The organism is Petrotoga mexicana DSM 14811, from assembly GCF_002895565.1.
Lineage (GTDB): Bacteria > Thermotogota > Thermotogae > Petrotogales > Petrotogaceae > Petrotoga > Petrotoga mexicana.
Window position 1 is genome coordinate 44,984 of sequence record NZ_AZRN01000012.1, and the last position, 19,520, is coordinate 64,503.

At 34.0% G+C, this 19,520-nt stretch carries 18 protein-coding genes and 2 tRNA genes; 15 read left to right on the top strand and 5 right to left on the bottom strand.

Features of this window, described 5'->3' with window-relative positions; all coding sequences use genetic code 11:
• The first annotated feature begins 234 nt into the window (after positions 1-234).
• Positions 235-1,233, top strand: a complete 999-nt coding sequence (locus X927_RS03480; RefSeq protein ID WP_103076715.1) for an Rpn family recombination-promoting nuclease/putative transposase — start codon at positions 235-237, stop codon at positions 1,231-1,233.
• A gap of 208 nt (positions 1,234-1,441) precedes the next feature.
• On the opposite strand, the gene X927_RS03485 is transcribed toward X927_RS03480, so the two are convergent.
• A complete protein-coding gene (locus X927_RS03485; protein ID WP_211287805.1) occupies positions 1,442-1,669 on the bottom strand; it encodes a type II toxin-antitoxin system HicB family antitoxin in 228 nt (75 codons plus the stop codon).
• Positions 1,670-2,032: 363 nt separating this feature from the next.
• Between X927_RS03485 and X927_RS03495 the strand changes: the two genes are divergently transcribed.
• From X927_RS03495 to X927_RS03555, 13 genes are all read left to right on the top strand, one after another.
• A complete protein-coding gene (locus X927_RS03495) occupies positions 2,033-2,431 on the top strand; it encodes a type II toxin-antitoxin system RelE/ParE family toxin (protein ID WP_103076718.1) in 399 nt (132 codons plus the stop codon).
• A 12-nt stretch (positions 2,432-2,443) separates the two neighbouring features.
• Positions 2,444-3,013: a hypothetical protein gene (locus tag X927_RS03500; RefSeq protein WP_103076719.1), complete on the top strand. Its 570-nt coding sequence runs from the start codon at positions 2,444-2,446 to the stop codon at positions 3,011-3,013.
• Complete coding sequence (locus X927_RS03505) at positions 2,982-3,422, top strand: hypothetical protein (RefSeq protein WP_103076720.1); 441 nt, start codon at positions 2,982-2,984, stop codon at positions 3,420-3,422. The genes X927_RS03500 and X927_RS03505 overlap by 32 nt, the downstream gene beginning before the upstream one ends.
• A 296-nt stretch (positions 3,423-3,718) precedes the next feature.
• Complete coding sequence (locus tag X927_RS03510; protein WP_146026574.1) at positions 3,719-3,928, top strand: DUF4351 domain-containing protein; 210 nt, start codon at positions 3,719-3,721, stop codon at positions 3,926-3,928.
• 159 nt (positions 3,929-4,087) lie between these two features.
• Positions 4,088-4,780 carry a tetratricopeptide repeat protein gene (locus X927_RS03515; RefSeq protein ID WP_169925119.1) on the top strand — a complete coding sequence of 231 codons (693 nt, stop codon included), beginning with the start codon at positions 4,088-4,090 and terminating at the stop codon, positions 4,778-4,780.
• A 149-nt stretch (positions 4,781-4,929) separates the two neighbouring features.
• On the top strand, positions 4,930-5,190 hold the full coding sequence (locus X927_RS03520) for a TrmO family methyltransferase domain-containing protein (RefSeq protein WP_211287806.1): 261 nt from the start codon (positions 4,930-4,932) through the stop codon (positions 5,188-5,190).
• Positions 5,191-5,271: 81 nt separating this feature from the next.
• Positions 5,272-5,499 (top strand): UPF0175 family protein, encoded by a 228-nt coding sequence (locus tag X927_RS03525; protein WP_169925120.1) that lies wholly within the window; start codon positions 5,272-5,274, stop codon positions 5,497-5,499.
• Positions 5,500-5,651: 152 nt separating this feature from the next.
• A complete protein-coding gene (locus X927_RS03530) occupies positions 5,652-6,485 on the top strand; it encodes a hypothetical protein (RefSeq protein ID WP_103076724.1) in 834 nt (277 codons plus the stop codon).
• A gap of 141 nt (positions 6,486-6,626) precedes the next feature.
• A complete protein-coding gene (locus X927_RS03535; protein WP_103076725.1) occupies positions 6,627-7,214 on the top strand; it encodes an RpnC/YadD family protein in 588 nt (195 codons plus the stop codon).
• A 68-nt stretch (positions 7,215-7,282) separates the two neighbouring features.
• Positions 7,283-8,671: a pyruvate carboxylase subunit B gene (locus X927_RS03540; protein WP_103076726.1), complete on the top strand. Its 1,389-nt coding sequence runs from the start codon at positions 7,283-7,285 to the stop codon at positions 8,669-8,671.
• A gap of 183 nt (positions 8,672-8,854) precedes the next feature.
• A complete protein-coding gene (locus X927_RS03545) occupies positions 8,855-10,057 on the top strand; it encodes a sugar ABC transporter substrate-binding protein (RefSeq protein WP_103076727.1) in 1,203 nt (400 codons plus the stop codon).
• Between the two features lie 113 nt (positions 10,058-10,170).
• Positions 10,171-11,925 (top strand): ABC transporter permease subunit, encoded by a 1,755-nt coding sequence (locus X927_RS03550; protein ID WP_103076728.1) that lies wholly within the window; start codon positions 10,171-10,173, stop codon positions 11,923-11,925.
• A gap of 5 nt (positions 11,926-11,930) precedes the next feature.
• Positions 11,931-14,537, top strand: coding sequence for an ABC transporter permease subunit (locus tag X927_RS03555; protein WP_425440363.1), 2,607 nt, complete (start codon positions 11,931-11,933; stop codon positions 14,535-14,537).
• A 119-nt stretch (positions 14,538-14,656) separates the two neighbouring features.
• Here X927_RS03555 and X927_RS03560 read toward each other — a convergent pair whose 3' ends face one another.
• From X927_RS03560 to X927_RS03575, 4 genes are all read right to left on the bottom strand, one after another.
• Positions 14,657-16,516 (bottom strand): ABC transporter substrate-binding protein, encoded by a 1,860-nt coding sequence (locus X927_RS03560; RefSeq protein WP_103076730.1) that lies wholly within the window; start codon positions 16,514-16,516, stop codon positions 14,657-14,659.
• A gap of 401 nt (positions 16,517-16,917) precedes the next feature.
• Entirely contained in the window at positions 16,918-18,579 is a 1,662-nt protein-coding gene (locus tag X927_RS03565; RefSeq protein ID WP_103076731.1) for a nucleoside kinase, read from the bottom strand.
• A 48-nt stretch (positions 18,580-18,627) separates the two neighbouring features.
• Positions 18,628-18,702: transfer RNA gene (locus X927_RS03570), tRNA-Gly, on the bottom strand.
• Between the two features lie 10 nt (positions 18,703-18,712).
• A tRNA-Thr gene (locus X927_RS03575) sits at positions 18,713-18,789 on the bottom strand.
• A gap of 304 nt (positions 18,790-19,093) precedes the next feature.
• Here X927_RS03575 and X927_RS03580 point away from each other — a divergent pair.
• A complete protein-coding gene (locus X927_RS03580) occupies positions 19,094-19,510 on the top strand; it encodes an OsmC family protein (RefSeq protein WP_103076732.1) in 417 nt (138 codons plus the stop codon).
• The last annotated feature ends 10 nt before the right edge of the window (positions 19,511-19,520 follow it).

A 19,520-nucleotide genomic window follows, 5' to 3' on the forward strand; every position in this document is an offset into this window, starting at 1 on the left:
ACACTTCACTAATCTTATGGACTAGCTGCGGGGTGAAAAGACAAAAGAATCTTTTCCTTATGGGTGCGAAGCTGGATGAAAAGGTAAAAGAATCTTTTCCTTGTGGGTGGGGAGCGGGGGAAGGGCGCTATAAAGCTCATTATATTTGAGTTATATGATAGGATAACAAACCTTCAAAAAGATATGGTATAATTAAGTTGTACAACCAAAAAATAAACCAAAAAGGAGAAGCTTATGTCTAATCCAATAAAAGATTCCATATTCAAAGAATTATTTGAAGACAGAACCGTATTCTATGACTTTCTAAAAGCCTTTCTACCAAAAGAGATCACAAAACAAATAAAAGAAACAGATTTAAAACGTGAACAAACTGAACTAATAGGCAAAGACTTCTCCATAAAAAGATCGGACATACTATACAAAATAGAAAAAGGAAATGGTCAAGATGTATACATATACCTATTGTTAGAACATCAAAGTAAAGTTGACCAACTGATGGCATTCAGGATGTTGGCATATAAGGTAAGGATATGGGAACGATATGTAAAAAGTCACAAAAAAGAATCAGAACAAAAAGGATTCAAACTACCAGTCATAATAGGGATAGTCTTTTACGATGGAAAAGCGAAATGGACATCACCAATGGACGTAAAAGACAAGATAACAAAGATAAAAAACATGGAAGAGTATTTAATAAAAGCTGACTATGAACTAATAAATTTAAGCAATATAAAAGAAGAAACAATAATAAACATGAAGAACGCACTAGGGGTAATCTTATTAACGGACAAACCAAACGTAAAGATAAAAAAAATGGAAGAGTTGCTAAAGATTATAAATGAAGAGATAATATCGAAGTTGCCGAAAGAAGAACAAGAGAAGTTTGATAAACACAGAAACGCATTCATAGAACTGTTCGGAAAGAGGACAGATTACAAAGAGATAGAAGAAAGGTACGAAGAGCTAAAAGAAATGGAGGTGCCAAAAATGTTTAACACATTAGAAGAGATAGCAAAAAGGGAAAGAGAAAAAGCTAAATTGGAAGGTAAAGTAGAAGGAAAACTTGAAGGTGAAAAAGAATTAATCATAGAAATCCTAAACCAAAGGTTTGGAAAAGATTTAGATAAAAAATTAGAAGAAAAGATCAGAAATGCAAATGAAGAAACTATAAACCAAATAAAGAAAAATATTCTTAGTATAACACTAGAAGAACTAAAAGAAATATTGAAGTAGTTGTAGAAGGTAGATTTTTGAGTATTTTTAAGTGAATTGTGGTAATGATAGATATCACTCATCTTTTATGAGAAGTGATATCTATTTTAATAATTTTATTTGCGCCCCTTCACCCTCGGACCGAGAATCAGGTGAAGTTTCTTTTAAAGTAAGAGCATACATATAGTTTGGAAAATCTCAAGATTATTCCTCCAGTTTTTTAGCAAATTTAAATTTCCACTGTTATTGTGTACTCTATAGTTTCATCTTCAGAAGGTATCTCTTCTCCGTGTTCTTGCAAGCTTTCTATGTATAATTGAATAGCTTCTTTCGCCATTTTTATTGCTTCTTCTATTGTATCCCCGTGTGTGACACAGCCTGGAAGAACAGGGACTATAACAGTATAACCTCCTTCAGCTTCTTTCTTGAGTAAAATTCTATAACTTAGAATTTTCATAATGTCGCCTCATTTTCGGTCATATTGATAATAAATTATACCATTATGTATGTCTTTTGAAAAAAAGAAGTTCCATCCAAAAAAGTTAAAACTTTTGTTTTCGTTCCTTATTTGCCGTGAGGCCGTCTTTCCTTGAACCCCCTTCGGGGCCTTTGAGGCTGTTTCTTTTATCCTCTTTTTTAAAAAGTTCAAAATATTACTCTTGGTTTTTTCGTTCAAGTTCTGATAATGAACTAAAGAAACACTTCGCATCTATTATATGATAAAATATACTGTAAGTATAAGTATAATAACGACAAAAAACGACAAGTTGTAAAAATTAATTGTATTTTAATAATAAAATGATATAATGGGGTGTAGAGAATGGGAGAAAGAGAAGAAGACTTGCAAGAATTATCCTCAAAACAGCTAAAAAAGGAAATAATAAAAGCTCTTGAAAATCAACCCTTCCCAATCTTCAAACGTTCATTGAAAAAAATAAACAATAGGAACCTTCTATTAAAAATCTTGCAATCAGTCTTGGAAATAAATTATGATTACACAATAGGTGAAATGAAAACAGGAAACTTAAGAGGAATCAGGACGTACAAATTCATACATGATAGAGTATATTACCGGTTATCGTATTGGGTAGAAAATGATGGTAAAATAATAATAACTTATATAGATATAATGAAAAGGGAAGATAGTTATGACAATTTAATAAAATACTTTCAATCAGAAAAATCAGTGCTAAAAAAAATAAATGAAAAAGGGGTATAAGGAGGAAAAACAATGCTCGAAATACATGAATTATTAAATATTTTCTCTGATTTAAAGCCTAAAAATAAAGAAGTCTTGTATAATTTTTTAGTAAATCCAAAAACATATGAGAATAAAGAAGAAATTGAAGAATTTATACAGATATTGAAAGAAATGAAAGAAGACTTGTTATATTATGATGAAGAATTTGACGACATTGAAGAAAAAGAACAAAAATTATATTTCACACAAAAAGATTTAGCAACAATGACAGGACAATCAATAAGAAATATTCAAAGAATTATCAAAGAAAACAATATAAACCCAATTAATCCTGGAAGAAAACCATTATATTATGACCTAAAAGAATTCAATAACTATTATTTTATGCAAAAAAAACTAACACTCTCTTTGAAAAATCAAGAAATCAATATAATAAGAGCATTTGGAGATAAAAAAGAAGTAAAAGGAGAAATAGCAATGCAACGAAATTTATACCAATTTTTAGAATCGATGCCACACAGGAATCAAAGCATAACCTTATCATTGCCTGACAAAGGATGTGAAAAATATGAAAATGAGCAATATTCAAATGCGCTATGACATAATAAAAAAATTAAATTATGAATTAAAAGACGAAAATCTAAACAACAAAAAACTAACACCAAAGGTAGACATTTCGGTTACACAAAATTTCCAACCAAAAGAAAAAGAATACTTTGGAACAATAGGATTAAACATTAAATTTCATTTGAAAGAATCAAAAAAAATAGTATTAAAATTAGAACTTGAAACAGAAGCAGGATTTTATGGCAACCCAAAAATAAAGGAAAACGAATTCAAAGAACTAGTAATAAAATCTGGAATAATGAGCTTATTGCAGATATCAAGAGCAAAAATAATATCAATATCCGCAAATTTTGGGTTTGTTCCTCCAATATATCTTCCTATGTTGAACATTAACGAACTTGTAGAAAAAGAATTAGAAAAAGCTAAAATATCCGCCAAATAAGAGCTGTTGAAAAACAGCTTTTTTTAAAAGATTTTCAAAAATAAGATTTCGATTTTAAAATGGTTAAAAGGCGCATAAAATATATAAAGAATTACTAAAAAATTGCACTATTTTTGACTACCCCATCATCTATCTTCACCTCAAAATTCTTCGACTCTATTATTTTTATCAAATCCCTTAAACTATGGTTTAATTTCAAAAACATTGAATTATGATCTAATCAGTTTTTTATAGTTTTCTATAAACACATGGTATAATATAAACAGTTCAACAAGCTATCGAAAGAGGTGATACGAATGACAAAGATCGGAACTTCATTATTTGAAGAAGGCGTTGAAGAAGGAGAAAAAGAATTGACAATTAAAATATTAAACAAAAGATTCGGTAGAAAATTAACTAAAGAGTTAAAAGCTAAGATAAGAAAAACGGATGAAAAGACGATAGATTACATAGGAGATAACTTGTTAGAGATAACTATAGAAGAACTAAAGGAGTTATTGAAATAGTTGTAAGTAGACAAAACTCTATCTGATCTTTTGGATGAGTAAAATGGTTAGGCTCAAATCCCCCTTCCTTAGATGGGCGGGGAGCGGGGCAAAGAAGCGCTAAAACAAGTTTTAGAGTTTCTAATGACAGTAAATACATATTTTGCAAGGAGGATCTTTATGACTGACCATACAAAAGATAATTTGGAAAAGATCAAGAAACACCTTCAAGAAGTTCTAGAATTAGACCAGAATATAGATTACAATCAGGAAGAAGCCGAGAAACACCTTCGAGAATTTCTAGAATTAGACCAAGATGCAGACTATTGTAAAGAAGATGCAATGATTTTGGACAATATTGGTTTGATTTATTCAGAGATGGGTGACTTGGAGGAGGCTATGAAATACCATCAGAAAGCTCTAAAAATTTTTAGAGAGCTAGACCACAGAGAGGGAGAAGCAATTACTTTGAACAATATTGGTTTGATTTACCAAACAAAAGGTGATTTGGAGAATGCTCTGAAATATCATGAGGAAGCTCTAAAAATAGACCAAGAAGAAGGTTACAAAGATGGAGAAGCATATGATTTGGGCAATATTGCGCTAATCTTAAAAGCTAAAGGTGATTTGAAAAATGCCCTGAAATACCTCCAAGAATCTTTAAAAATTTTTAGAGAGATAGATCACAAAGAGGGAGAAGAAATTGCTTTGAGCAATATTGGATTTATTTACCAAGAAAAAGGAGATTTGGAGAATGCACTGAAATACCTTAAGGACGCTCTTAATATTATTGATAAATATAAATTTGTAGATGGACGTGATGTCATTCAGAACGAAATCAACTCAATAACTAATGAGTTAGAAGAAAATTGAAAAAGAGCAAAATATATGAACAAAGGTGGCACCGAAAGCAGGGGGAAAGGGGGGCTAATAAAAATACTTTTCCCCATATGGGTGTCCAGCAGGGGAAGGGAGCTATAAAGTTCATTATACTTTATTTAGAAGAAATGGGGGTGCCAAGAATGTTTGAGGAAGTAGGAAAGTTAGCAAAAAGTATGATGGAAATTAAATACACTCCCATTGGTTTATCGGTTGTTAGGTTAATAAAAGTAGAAAAGAATATGCCGGAAATTCAAAATGTAGAAATAATTGATGGTACCCCTGTTTTGGATATAAAACCCTACGTACCAGAATTCACCACTAATGATGGGATAAAAATAGGGTGGCTTGAAAAAAATGTTCACAAACTGCAACAATCGAAAGACGACGGTAGATTCAGTTAAGGAAAGTTTTTTGAGTTATAATATCTGTATATAAGTATATCCTTATGGGTGGGGAGCGAAATATTATATGAGGAGCTTTTTATGAAAACTATATCTATTAATCTACCAGATTTTATTGATTTAAATGAAAAAGAAATTAAATTACTAATCGCTACAAAATTATATGAAGAAGGCAAGTTATCCTTAGGAGAAGCCGCACAATTATCAGAACTTTCCAAGAGAGCTTTTATTGAAATATTGGGTCGTTTCGATAACTCGCTATTTAATTACAACGATGAAGAATTAAGAAATGATGTAAAAAATGCCTAATTACATATCTGATACAAGTTGTCTAATTGTTTTAGTACGAGAAATAAGAGGTATAATTTGGAATGAATGTATTTATGTTTAAGATCTAAAGCGATTTTCAAAAACATATAATACATTTTAAATACTTCAATATACTATCGAGGGGGAAAATAATGAAAGACACCAACAGAACGGGGAATATTCACAAAGACGAAACCGCCGAATATCATGAACTCAACTTTCCAAAGATAATTTCAGTAAAACCAATAGACATACCAGTAATCAAGGTATCAAACCAAAACCCGGATTTTGTATTTGAACTAGAGGACAATTCACTATTACACTTAGAATTTCAAACGACGTGGAAGAAAGCAGACTTACTAAGATTTGCACAATACGATATAGCGTTATACCAAAAAGAAAGAAGAAAGATAAATACGGTGGTAATGTACTCAGGAAAATACGAAAGTGCAGAAAATGAATTGGACATGGGTTCTATTAAATACAAAGTACAACAAATATTCATGACAAAGTACGATGGAATAAAAAGGTACGAAGAAATAAAAGGAAAGATAGAAAAAGAAGAAGAACTAACGGATAAAGATCTAATGGATTTAGTATTCTTGCCCTTGATGAGAAACGAAAAAAGTGAAGAAGAAGTGACAAAAGATGTCTTTGAGTTAGCGATCAAGATACCAGATGAAAACAAAAGAGAAGCGGTAATAGGATCGTTATTAGGGTTCTCTGATAGTTATGTAAGAGATGAGTACATAAACGAACTGAAAGAGGTGATACCAATGACAAAGATCGGAACTTCATTATTTGAAGAAGGCGTTGAAGAAGGAGAAAAAGAATTGACAATTAAAATATTAAACAAAAGATTTGGTAGACGATTAACCGAAGAAATAAAAGATAGGATAAGAGAAGCAGACAAAAAGACAATAGATTATATAGGAGATAACTTGTTAGAGATAACCATAGAAGAGCTAAAAGAGTTATTGAAATAATGGTAGTAGACGAGCTCTATCTGATCTTTTAGCTGGATTACATGGCATAGCCTAAACCTCCTTCCTCATGGGCGGGGAGCGGGGCGAAGGGGCGCTATAAAATTCATTATACTTGATTTAGAAGAAATGGGGGTGTTAAGAATGGAAACATTAGAAGAAATATCAAAAAGGGAAAGAGAAGAAGCTAGATTGGAAGGTGAGAAAGAAGGAAGAATCATAGGAAGAATTGAAGGCGAAAAGATAGGTATTCAAATAGGAAAACTTCGAGAAAGAAAGGAATTTGTAATTAGAATATTAAGTAAAAGATTCAGTAACCGGTTGAACGAAGAGTTAAAAGACGAGATAAGAAAAGCGGGTGAAAAAACGATAAGCAACATAGAAAACAACTTATTAGAAATAACAATAAAAGAACTAGAAAAAATTAAGATCACAAATGTATTTGACACATTAGAAAAAATGATTAAAATGGGCAAAGAAAAGGCTAGATTAGAAGGTAAAATAGAAGGTTTTAAAAAAGGAAGAATCGAAGGCGAAGAAGAAGGCATTGAAAAAGCTAAACTTGAAGAAAGAAAAGAATGTGAAATTAGATTGCTAAGCAAACGATTCGGTAGAAGATTAACTAAAGAGTTAAAAGCTAAGATAAGAGAAGCAGATGAAAAGACGATAGATTACATAGGGGATAACTTGTTAGAGATAACCATAGAAGAACTAAAAGAAATATTGAAGTAGTTGTAGAAAGGAGGGAAAGGTGCAGTTCCATTTACGATAGCTAGGATGAAGACTCTGCACCTAATTCGATGAATAAAAAACCATATATAGTTGATACAACATTAAGAGATGGTCAACAATCTTTAATCGCAACGAGATTAAAGATGGAAGATTTTGAAGATCAATTGATAGACTTCGATCAGGTTGGATATTATGCTATGGAAGTATGGGGTGGAGCCACTTACGATTCATGTATAAGATATCTTAACGAAGATCCATGGGAAAGGCTAAAAACTATAAAAGAGAAATTAAAAAACACAAAAATTCAAATGCTTTTGAGAGGACAAAATTTAGTCGGATACAGAAATTACGCAGATGACGTAGTAGAATTATTTGTAAACAAAGTAGCAGATTACAACATGGATATTATAAGGGTTTTCGATGCTTTAAACGACATTCGTAACTTGGAAAAGTCCATAGAGGTTGCAAAAAAAAGAAATATTCACGTTCAAGGTGCTATATCTTATACCGTTAGTCCTGTTCATAATTTAGAATATTATTTAAATTATACAAAAGAATTAGTGGAAAGAGGCGTCGATTCAATTGTTATAAAAGATATGGCAGGGTTGTTAAAACCAAAGGATGCATATGATTTGGTAAAAGAAATCAAGAAGAAATTCAACATCCTTGTTGATATTCATTCTCATGCAACCACAGGTCTTGCCTCTATGGCTTATTTTGCCGGAGTGGAAGCTGGAGCAGACATTATAGATTTAGCGTTGAGTCCTTTTGCTAATGGGACCTCAGAACCAGCGCTCGAACCTTTTGTCTACACATATGACTTAGATCTAAATACAAAAATAATAATGAAATTAGTTGAACATTTTTGGAATGTAAGATCGAAATACAGTGAGTACGATGTCAAGATGGAATCAATAGATGCCAGAATATTAAATGCTCAAATCCCTGGAGGTATGCTTTCTAATTTAATTTCTCAATTGAAGTCCCAAAAGGCTGAAGATAAATTAAACGATGTTCTACAAGAAGTGCCTAGAGTTCGAAAAGATTTAGGGTATCCTCCTTTGGTAACTCCCACTAGTCAGATCGTTGGAGTCCAAGCTGTTTTAAACGTATTAACAGGTAAAAGATATTCGATGATAACCAACGAGGTAAAAAATTATTTGAAAGGTTTATATGGAAAATCTCCTGCCCCAGTAGACGAAGAATTATACAAATTAGCTTTGGGCAATGAGAAACCTATCGACCATAGACCAGCAGACGATTTAGAACCTGAGCTAGAAAAAGCAAAAAAGGAGATAGGTATATTAGCTCAAAGTGAAGAAGACTTATTAACCTATGTTTTATTCAAAGAAGTTGGTAAAAAATTCTTGAAAAATAAATATGTTCGTTCTCTTAACATCGACCTAAACCTAGCGGAAAGCTTTCAGAATGAAGATACGGTCATTTATCCTATTTAAATTTTTGAGAAAAATGTTGAAAAACTGAGATTTTTGCTTCTAATCGGAAATAATTCTTGATAATTCCCTCTAATCGGTTTTAATCACCAATATTCATGATTTGAAAATGTACCTTTATTTGTTATAATTAGTTTAGTAAAAACGTTTCCATAAGGAAAAAAACACTCAAAAGGGGGTATCAAGATGAAAAAAGGCTTAATTTTAACTTTGGTAATGTTGGTAGGAGTACTTTCGCTATTTTCACAAACGTTAACCGTGTGGTCTTCTGAAAAACAGGTCGATTTCATAAAAAGGATCGGTCAGGAGTTTACCAGGGATACTGGAATAAATGTTGATGTCCAAATGGTTACTTTCGGTGATATCAAGTCAAAATTCCTAACTGCAGCACAGGCAGGGGAAGGTCCAGATATAATAGTTGGAGCTCACGACTGGGTTGGTGAATTAGCATTAAATGGTTTAATTGAACCTATTCCAAAATCTGCTATCGAACTTGACAAATTTGTTCCAGCCGCAATTCAGGCATTCACCTATGAAGGTAAGTTGTATGGATTGCCTTACTCCACGGAAGCCGTTGGTTTATTCTATAACCGTGATTATGTAAGCGATGAAGAAGTTCCAACAAGTATAGACGAGCTAAAGGCATTAGCAAAAGAGTTTACCACGGATGAAACGGTTGGATTCGCTGTTACTGCAAACGATTTTTATCATGTTTATGGTTTCTTTAGTGGATACGGTGCATATGTTTTTGATTACGATCCTCAAACTGGTTACGATATAACCGACATCGGATTGAACAATGAAGGAGCGATACAAGCGGGATATCTTTTGAAGAGCTTCTTCGACGAAGGTATAATGCCACAAGGTATGAACTACAATATTATGGATTCTATGTTCATGGATGGTTTGGCGGCTATGATAATAAACGGTCCATGGGCTGTAAAAGCATACTTAGATGCGGGTGTGGATTTTGGCGTAGTTCCACTAACAAGCATAGAGGTTGAGCCAGGTAAAACGATGAAACCGTTTGTTGGTGTACAAGGTTTGATGATCAATTCTAGGTCAGAAAACAAGGCATTCGCTATGGAATTCATTATTAATTACTTAGCAACAGCTGAAGGAATATATCAATTCTATATCTCTGACCCAAGGTTACCGTCAAGAGTTGATGTTTCTCAGATAATTGAGGAACAAGGTGGACCGGTTCCTGCTGAGATAGTTGATGCCTTCACTGAAAGTGCTGCAGGTGGAGAACCAATGCCTAACATACCTGCAATGCAATCTGTATGGCAACCTATGAATGATGCTCTTAACAATATTATAAACGGGACACAAACACCAGAAGATGCTCTAAACGATGCCGTATCAAAGATAAAAGCAGCTTTGTAATTTTAAATTATTGATCTTTTAAGATTAAAAGGTATCAAATTTTTTAACCAACAAAAAGGGGAGGTTATCCCCTCTCCTTTTTTTTAAAGTAAAAATTTATGGGAGGGCAGCTCATGAATAAGTTCACTACGTTTTTAATATGGATATTCATTGGGGTGATGAATGCACTTCTTGTATGGGCGATACTTCTTTTATTCATACTTGCCAACTATGGATTAGGTGTAGTTATAAGTATTTTTCTTGTTTTGACCGATTGGGCGATTTTTTCTAAAAAAGCTTACCCATACAGATATACGTTACCTGCTTTGTTTTTTCTCTTCGTTTTAACTATATATCCAATTTATTATACGATAGATACCTCATTCACTAATTACGGTACGGGACATTTATTCACTAGAACAAACGCTATAGATACTCTCCTCACAGATCCCACGTACTACTTTGAACCAGAAGATCCTAAAGCCTATGATTTCAAAGTATTTGTAAGATACGATGAGCAATACAAACCAACCGAAGACTTCTTATTACTTTTATATGACGATAAAAATATGTATTTATCCGAAAAACCCGTAACTTTAGAGTACGATTCAAGAGGTAACCTAATATACGCAGAATCTGAATTGTTCCCAGTCGAAAACGACGAAGTAAACATAAACGATACAACTTACACATTAATACGCCCTACTGAGAGTTTAGGAACCACTGGTAGTGATTCTATAATAGCCATTGAGAAAAACGGAGGAATCAGATACGCGTATTTTTATTCTCCGGTTGATCCACTTACCTCTACAAATTCAGCATTTTACAACTCTGTGTTGAGACAAAATTATTTAAAATCTTTAAATTTGGTATTGCAAGATCAAAACTTTCGTCTCTCTAGTTCAACAATATTCAAAAAGTTCTCAGAAGCCTATAGAGTTTACGATACATCGGTGAAGGTTATAGTTGATGGAGAAAGAGAGATATACAAAACAGTTGTGGTGAACACGCTAACTAACAAAGAATTGGTTGAAAGAGACTCAGCCTTTTGGGATTACAATGAGAATGGAGAATTGTACAGATTAATAGGATACAAAGACTATATAGGTGGGGAAAACTTTGCAAAAATAATAACCGATCCACGAATTTCTGGACCTTTTTTTAAAATTTTTGGATGGACTTTTGCCTACGCAGGTTTAAGTGTTCTTCTCACTTTCGTAGTCGGACTCGCATTCGCCCTAGTGCTAAACGATGCAAACCTTAAAGGAAAGGTAGTGTACCGAACTTTACTGATAATCCCTTGGGCGATACCTGCCTTTATTTCGGTTTTGGTTTGGAGAAATGGGTTTTTTAATGAAACGTACGGGATCATCAACAGATTCATACTGGGAAACTTAGGGATAGAACCCGTAAAATGGTTGAACGATCCATTTTGGGCAAAAGTGGCAATATTGATAACGAATACATGGCTGGGATTTCCTTACATGATGACTATAAGTCTTGGTGCTTTACAAAGTATTCCAGGTGAACTATACGAAGCAGCTGTTATAGATGGAGCGACCAGATGGAAACAGTTCAGGCAGATAACGTTACCGCTTTTGATGGTAGCTGTTGCTCCATTACTGGTTATGAGTTTTGCCTTCAATTTTAACAATTTTACATTAATCTATCTACTTACAGGCGGTGGACCAGCAATGGCGGGAACTAACACCCCTGCAGGTTCAACAGACATTTTGATCTCATATGTGTATAAACTAGCTTTTGAAGGTTCACAAGGTCAAGATTTTGGTTTCGCTTCCGCTATTTCGATGATCATATTTGCAATAATAGCAGTGTTTAGCTACTTTAACTTTAGATTCTCGGGTTCTTTTGAAGAGGTGAGTAGATAATGGCTATGATCGAAAAGAAAAATTACACTTTAAGGCATATAATACTAATAATCTGTATCGTTGTAATACTCTTTCCTCTTGTATGGTTGATCTCTACATCTATAAGAAGAGATAACGCTGCCTTTTCACCAAAACTGTTTTCGAACAGATTGACTGTAAATAATTATAAAGATTTAATACTTCAAACTCCAAATGTACCGGAGTTAATAAACGAACTCAATTCTCTAAGTTCGTACATCGGAGAATACAGCGGATTATCTACATCAGAAGCACAGAACAAAGCAACGAAGTTTTTAACCAGTTTGGAAGAATATTTTGCCGAAACCCAAAACAACTTCGAAGATTTGGAAAATTCGTATGATGAGATATTCACAATTTATGAAACTCAGTATAAAGATCAGTTTTATAACGATATCAACAAAATAAGGAATGAAGATTATCAAACCTTCCAAGAAGAGTTAACCACAATATTAAGTCTATCCCAAAGCATGGGTATAAACGTTGACACTACACAATTGCAAACATTGTTAGGTGAGTATTTTACTCAGAGAAAAGAAATAATAACTAACTTGGAAAATAGTTCTTTGAATAAAGATAGTGAATACTATATAGAAACAGTAAATACGATACTACAAATACCACTGAAAACTTCTGCCTGGAAGGTAAGGACGTACAGGAGATGGGTGAAGGAAGAGCCCGAAGCAGGAAGGTTTGAGGAAAGCATTTTATCGTTGTCTGAAAGATGGGATTCAATTGAAACAGAAATAGAAAATATCCAAAATAGTATTCAAATACAGTCTAACGAATTATACGGTGAGTCAATAAGTCAAGTATCTCAATTAGAAGCAGAATTGAACGATATAAACTCACAAATATCCCAAATTACTTCACAACAGGCCCTTTTAGAAGGGCAAAACAGTGAAATATACAACAGCCTATCTGCCCTTTTTGATATATTCATAGTCGAAAAAGAACGATTATATGCTGCCTATAACATATTAAGTGGACAAGACCTTACGAATGTAGAAGGAAAGACACCGTTATTTGGGGAAGATAAATCTTTTTACGATAACGTTCAAAAATTTTCCCAGATTCTTCCTCTTGCTTTAGAGGATTTAAATTCTATAGAGATGTTCATAGAAAATGGATTTGTAGAAACGCTCGAGCTTTTTACTGAAGTCTATCAATTTTTAAACGATAACTTTACAAAAATATACGCCATAAAAGATTCAACATCAATTTTACCGAGCTATCAAGCGGCAAAAAGCTCAACTTTAAAACTTTCTGAAAACATAGATGAATTGCTACCATTAACATCACAATACAGTTCAAATACTCAGCAATTAGCTCAATACAGTGCTCAGTTAAATACTTTAAGAGAACAAAAGAATGAAATTCAAAACACGCTTACACAGATCAAACAAGAAAATGAAGAAATCTTAAGTAACTTAGAAAAGATACAAAACCTTCCTTTTTTGTTAGTTTATATGGAAAGTGCCAATCAAGAAATAACTAACAACTTTGAATCAGTGAACTATGCATCTTTTATGAGTTCTAATTATTATCCGTATTTTACGCCCGATCGTGACAGATACGTATTAATGAATTGGTATAACAATCTGTTGGAATCAAAACAAAGATTCGATCAGGGAAGAGAAAAGTTAACGGTTATCCAAAATCAAATGGAAGAAAACCTTAATATATTCAATACCAATCTCAGTGAATATCTCACTTTGAATCAAGGCGGTAACGTGACTACTATTGAACCACTTTCTGAGATTGAAACACTATATAATACACAATACGGGAAAGCTTCAGCCGATATAGCCCGCGCCTCAAGGATAGTTAGCGATCTATCAAATTACACAGATTACTCAGAGTTAAAGTCAAAACTTAGGAGTATTGATAAAGATCTTTACTTGTTGCAAGAAGACTGGTCGGCAAAAGTAAGAAAACCTTTCATGCGTTGGCTTCTAAATTCCATAATCGTAGCTGGTATAACCTCAGTATTGACGGTTCTAATAACGTCGGTTGCGGCCTATCCGTTCTCAAGGATGAGATTTGTAGGAAGAAAGCAAGGATTATTCTTCTTGATGATAATTCAGATGTTCCCAGGAGTAATGTTTATGATTGCAATTTACGGCATATTGAAATTTATGGGAGATTACTTTGGAGTATTTGGTTTGGATTCCTTGGATGGATTGATCTTTGCATACATGGGAGGAATCGCATACAACATGTGGTTGTTCAAAGGTTACTACGACACCATTCCAGACTCTTTGGAAGAATCTGCAATGATAGATGGCGCTACAAGGTTCCAAACCTTTTGGAGGATCGTTTTGCCTCTATCTTTACCAATAATAGCAGTTGTTATGATACTTACCTTCATGAACATATTCAACGAGTTTGTCATGGCAAGGATAGTATTACAAAGCGAAGCGAATTATACCTATGCCGTTGGATTACAAACATTCTCGACAGGACCTTACGAAACAGAGTGGGGATTGTTCACCGCAGCCTCGCTATTGGGTGCAGTCCCAATGATCATTCTATTTTTGTCTCTCCAAAAATGGATAATAGGAGGATTAACACAAGGTTCTGTGAAGGGTTAATCATTAAAGAAAAGGAGACATGTGGTTTACATGTCTCCTTTTTTTGTTTGCCATTCATTAGCAGCAGCTAAGTGGTGTAAGTCCTATAAATTATGTTGAACCGTATTTTAGCAGGATTGTTATTCCGCCTTAGTGTAGTTATAATAATAATCACCGGACATACTTGGATTGTGTATATAACCTTTTAACCAAGACCGATAGACTTTCAACTCCTGAGGTTGATGAAAGGGTAAAATAATTGCGTACTCATAGACAAACTCTTGAATGTCTATGTACATTTGCTCCCTTTTCACAGGATCAGATTCAAGAGAGGCATCCTCTATCATTTTATTCAATGATCTCCCACCAAACTCTGGCCTTGGTAAACTTGCAAATTCCGCATAATTATCGCCCCTCATTCCTCCGAGATTACCTTCACTGTGGTAAAATGGGGAAATAAAGTAATGTGGATCTGGAACACCGCCTCCCAGCCAACCTAAGGAATAAGCTGGAAGCATCCTATTCTCTCTTTCATCTAAGTAAGTTGGCCATTGAACTCCTCTAACTTCAACTTGGAATCTAGGATTCATCTTTGCTAGATTATCCCTTAATATTTCTCCAGCTACTCTCCTTACATCGTTTCCTATATTGTAAAGAATAGACATTTTGAAACCAGTTTGCCATAATCTACCATTATAAGCACGCTTGAAATAGTCTTCAGCCTTTTGAAGGTCAAATTCATATAACGGAAGAGTTTCATCAAAACCTAAAAATCCGCGAGGTAAAGCGGTAGGAACTCTTTGACCCAAACCGTTCAAAACTTCATTTATCATCCCTTCATAATCAAAGGCATGCGCAAAACCTAATCTTACATCCCGATCTGCAAAAAAGTCTGGTGGAATTCCGTTCCCATCCAATTGACCTGAACCAATGTATGGTGACTCAGGGTTAACTTGCCAGGTGAAGTCTAAATAGTCAATTTGATTTATAGGTAATCCCTCCAAAACTGTTATCCCTTCCATTTGTTTTACAACATCTAAATATTGAGCAGGAACATCAACTATATCAGCATCTCCCGCTTCAAGCATAGCTCTTCTTGTTGACCATTCGTCTATACCTTGAATAACTACTCTTCTTATTGGGGCTGGACCTCTCCAGTAATCATCGTTCCTTTCGAGTGTTACCCTTTGTTGAGCGTGGTCCCATTCTACCAATTTATACGGACCCGTTCCCATCGTATGGTCTGCGTAGGGAGATTGTTCTTTTCTCCAGCCATGGTATTTCCACCAGCCTTCTGCATTTCCATCCCATATGCCTAATTCTATGGAATATTCTTTGTCTAATATTGCGCCATTATAACCCCAGCTACTTGCTATCAGGTTTAAGAATGGAGCCCATGGTCTTACTAAATGGAAGTGAACTTCGTTACCGTGAACTTCTACTGCAGGATCTATCACATCGTAGTAAAAATTAGCCAAAGCTTCTTCATATTCAGGAGTTGTTGGATTCATATCATCATCAAATATAGTATCCCATGAAGCACCTACGTATTCTTCCACCAATGTTCTTATACTGGTAACACCAAACATAGCCTCAAACAACCTCCACATTGGCCCTCCAGGAGGATCGTATAACAGTCCCCTTTCAAAACTATATTCGACATCTTCAGGTGTTAAATCGTTACCGTTGTGGAACTTAACTCCTTCTCTTATTGGAAAGACATATGTTGTTCCACCATCTCTCAAATAACCATTTTCAACAGAAGGAACAACTGTTGAAAGCATAGGAACAAACTTAGATAAACTCTCACCATCGTATGCTATTAAGAAGTCATAAACATTAATAATAACTTCACTACTTGCACTGTCTTGAAGATGGTGGGGGTCCAAAGTATCTGGCTCGCCAATAGTAGCATCGAAGATCAAATCAGGATTCTTAACTTGAGTAAACGCAAAAATCCCCATCAAAGTAACCATAAGAACAATAAAAACTTTTTTCATACTTCTCCCTCCTAGTATAATGTATGTGGATACTTTTTTTCTAAACAAAATAAAGAAAAAATTTTCATGGTTTTTATTTTTGTGAATTAAATTTCATAAAAATATATCTTTTATATCATAAAAAAGAAATCATTTAGTAATCTTTTAAATTATACAACAAATAAAGTTATACTGCAACCATTTCAGACTAATTATAAAACAAAAAAGTCCTCTGATTTGTACAATCAGAGGACACGATTTTTGAGATAGCCAAAAAGTATAATATAAACCAGAATTTGCTGTGGAAGGTTTTTGAAGTCCGGCGTTCATAAGGAGAATTTTACTTTCCAAAGTCAAAGAAAGAAAATATTTTATAAAAATAAAGTCAACTTAATAAAGTCGGTATAACGTATATATCTAAATCAATATCTAAAAGCACTTTTGCCAATAAATTCTCTTATTATTGAAGTTTTGGGTATTTCATCGAGTTCTGTGATGGGAAGAAAGTAATCCAAAAATCTCAGTAACCTTTTAGCTTCTGTATATTCAGGATGAGAGTTATCAATAGGGAGTAATAAAGGCTCGGCAAATAACTTCAAAACCGACAGCTCATAAACTAGGTGTGAATTGAACATAATGTCTGCTTCATCTTGGAAAGGAAATATGTTCTTATGTTCACCTTTTACAACCGAAGGCCAAATTTTTAACGTATCTTCGGCGGAATAACCTCTAAAGTAATAATCCCTCACTAACCTTCTTATAAGTCTAGTATCCGTTGTAGGAATTCTATCCATACTGTCTAAATTCATTTGAGTTAAAGAACTAACATAGATTTTGAACTTTTGTTCTTTTGAAATAGAAGCGGTTAACAGTTCGTTTAAACCATGGATCCCTTCTATAATAATAGGTTGATTTTCTTTTATTTTCAAAGTTTCATCTCGCCAAAATCTTTTACCAGTTTTGAAGTCAAATTTTGGGAGAGTGACTTCTTTTCCCTTTATCAGATCAACCATTGTGTTATTAAACAATTCTAAGTCTAACGCATTTATGCTTTCAAAGTCGTAATTACCGTTTTCATCCCGCGGTGTCTTCTCTCTTTCTAAGAAAAAGTCATCCAAAGATATTGGAACAGGTCTTAACCCATGCACTTTAAGATGTAATGCGATTCTTTTGGCACTTGTGGTTTTCCCAGAAGAAGAAGGTCCAGCTATCGTTATCAATCTTATATTTTTTCTATTTACTATTTCATCAGCTATCTGTGTATATTTTTTTTCGTGTAAAACTTCTGCTACCCTAATGATATCTCTTACTCTTTCGGCACCTTGAGAGATTATGGAGTTTAATTCTCCAACAGTTTTTATTTCCATAATATCTAACCAATTTTTGTATTCTTCGAAAGTTGCAAATAACTTTGGTGAATAACTATAATCTGGAACATCGTTGGGGAAACGATTTGTTGGATGAATTATGACGAACCCCTTTTCTACCTTTTTTAATTTGAATTTATTGACGTACCCTGTTGAATAAGGAAGATATCCATAAAAATAGTTAAAATATTTACCAGCATAATATATATTAACGGTACTTTTCTTTCGGTATTTGAAAAGTAAGGCTTTATCTTCTTCTCCTATCTCCTTAAACATTTTTATAGCATCGAATTTATCGATGGTTTTCTTTTCAAATACTATGTTTTTTTCAACGATCTCTCTCATCTTATTTTCGAGTAACATTAAATAGTCTTCCGATGGTTCACCAGATTTAAATTCGCAATACATGGCATCGTTGAGAGTGTTATTTACATAGAACTTATCTTCTGGATTGATTTCTTTCAGTGCAATGTACAAAACAAAGAAAAGCCCTCGCCTATAAATACGCACACCATCTGGCGTTGTAATATCGCAAAATTGTATACTTCCACTTTTAGGCACTCTGCTGAACAATTCCTTAATGTCATTGTTGAATTTTACGTATAAAACCTTTTTCCCGGTAGATTTCTCGAATTCTTTTGCTATGTCAATGAATTTGGTGTCTTTATCTGCATAGTATACGTGTCCGGATTCAACATCTGTCAGTTGAAAATTCATATTGATTTTCTCCTTTCAGAAAATGAAACCCGGGCTTAACCCGGGTTTTGGAGCGGATAATGGGATTCGAACCCACGACCCCTTGCTTGGCAAGCAAGTGCTCTACCGCTGAGCTATATCCGCATTGATTTTCTGGAGCAGGTGATGGGGCTCGAACCCATGACCTCCGCCTTACCAAGGCGGCGCTCTACCGACTGAAGCTACACCTGCATCGATCAAATAAATTATACTATATTTAGACTCTTTCGTCAAGGTATGTTAAGGGTTAAATATGTTAAAAATAAATGGATAGCAAAAAAAAATCAAAATTCCACGACATTTCATGGCAAAATTATAACCTATAGAAACTTAATTTCAACTTATAACTTACTTTTTCATGATATAATTTAATACTAAGAAGAATTAAATTCAGTATATAGGTGAGGAGCAGGGTGAAACACTGATTCCCCTTTCCTTATGATGGGTGGGCAGCGGGGCGAAGGGGCGCTATAAAACTAAAATGGAGGTTTTAACATTGACAGAATTTCTATTGCAAAACACACACGGTAGTCATTTTTACATGAAAACACCTTCTGGTCATGATATTCATGTGGACACAGATCCAGAGTTCCTTGGCTATGACTCAGGTGCAAAACCCATGGAGTATTTAATCGCTGGTTTAGGTGGGTGTACAGGGATAGATGTGGTAACGATTTTGGACAAAATGAAAGTAAAGTACGATGCATTGAATTTGAGAATATTAACAGAAAGAAGTGAGGAGCATCCCAAAAAATACACGAAGATTCATATAATTTTCGAATTTAAGGGGAAAGATCTACCTATGGATAGATTACAAAGAGCTGCTCAACTTTCACAAGAAAAATATTGTGGAGCAACCGCTACATTTAGAGGTTCCACAGAAATGACCTACGAAGTAAAGATTGTTGAGTGAATTTAAATAC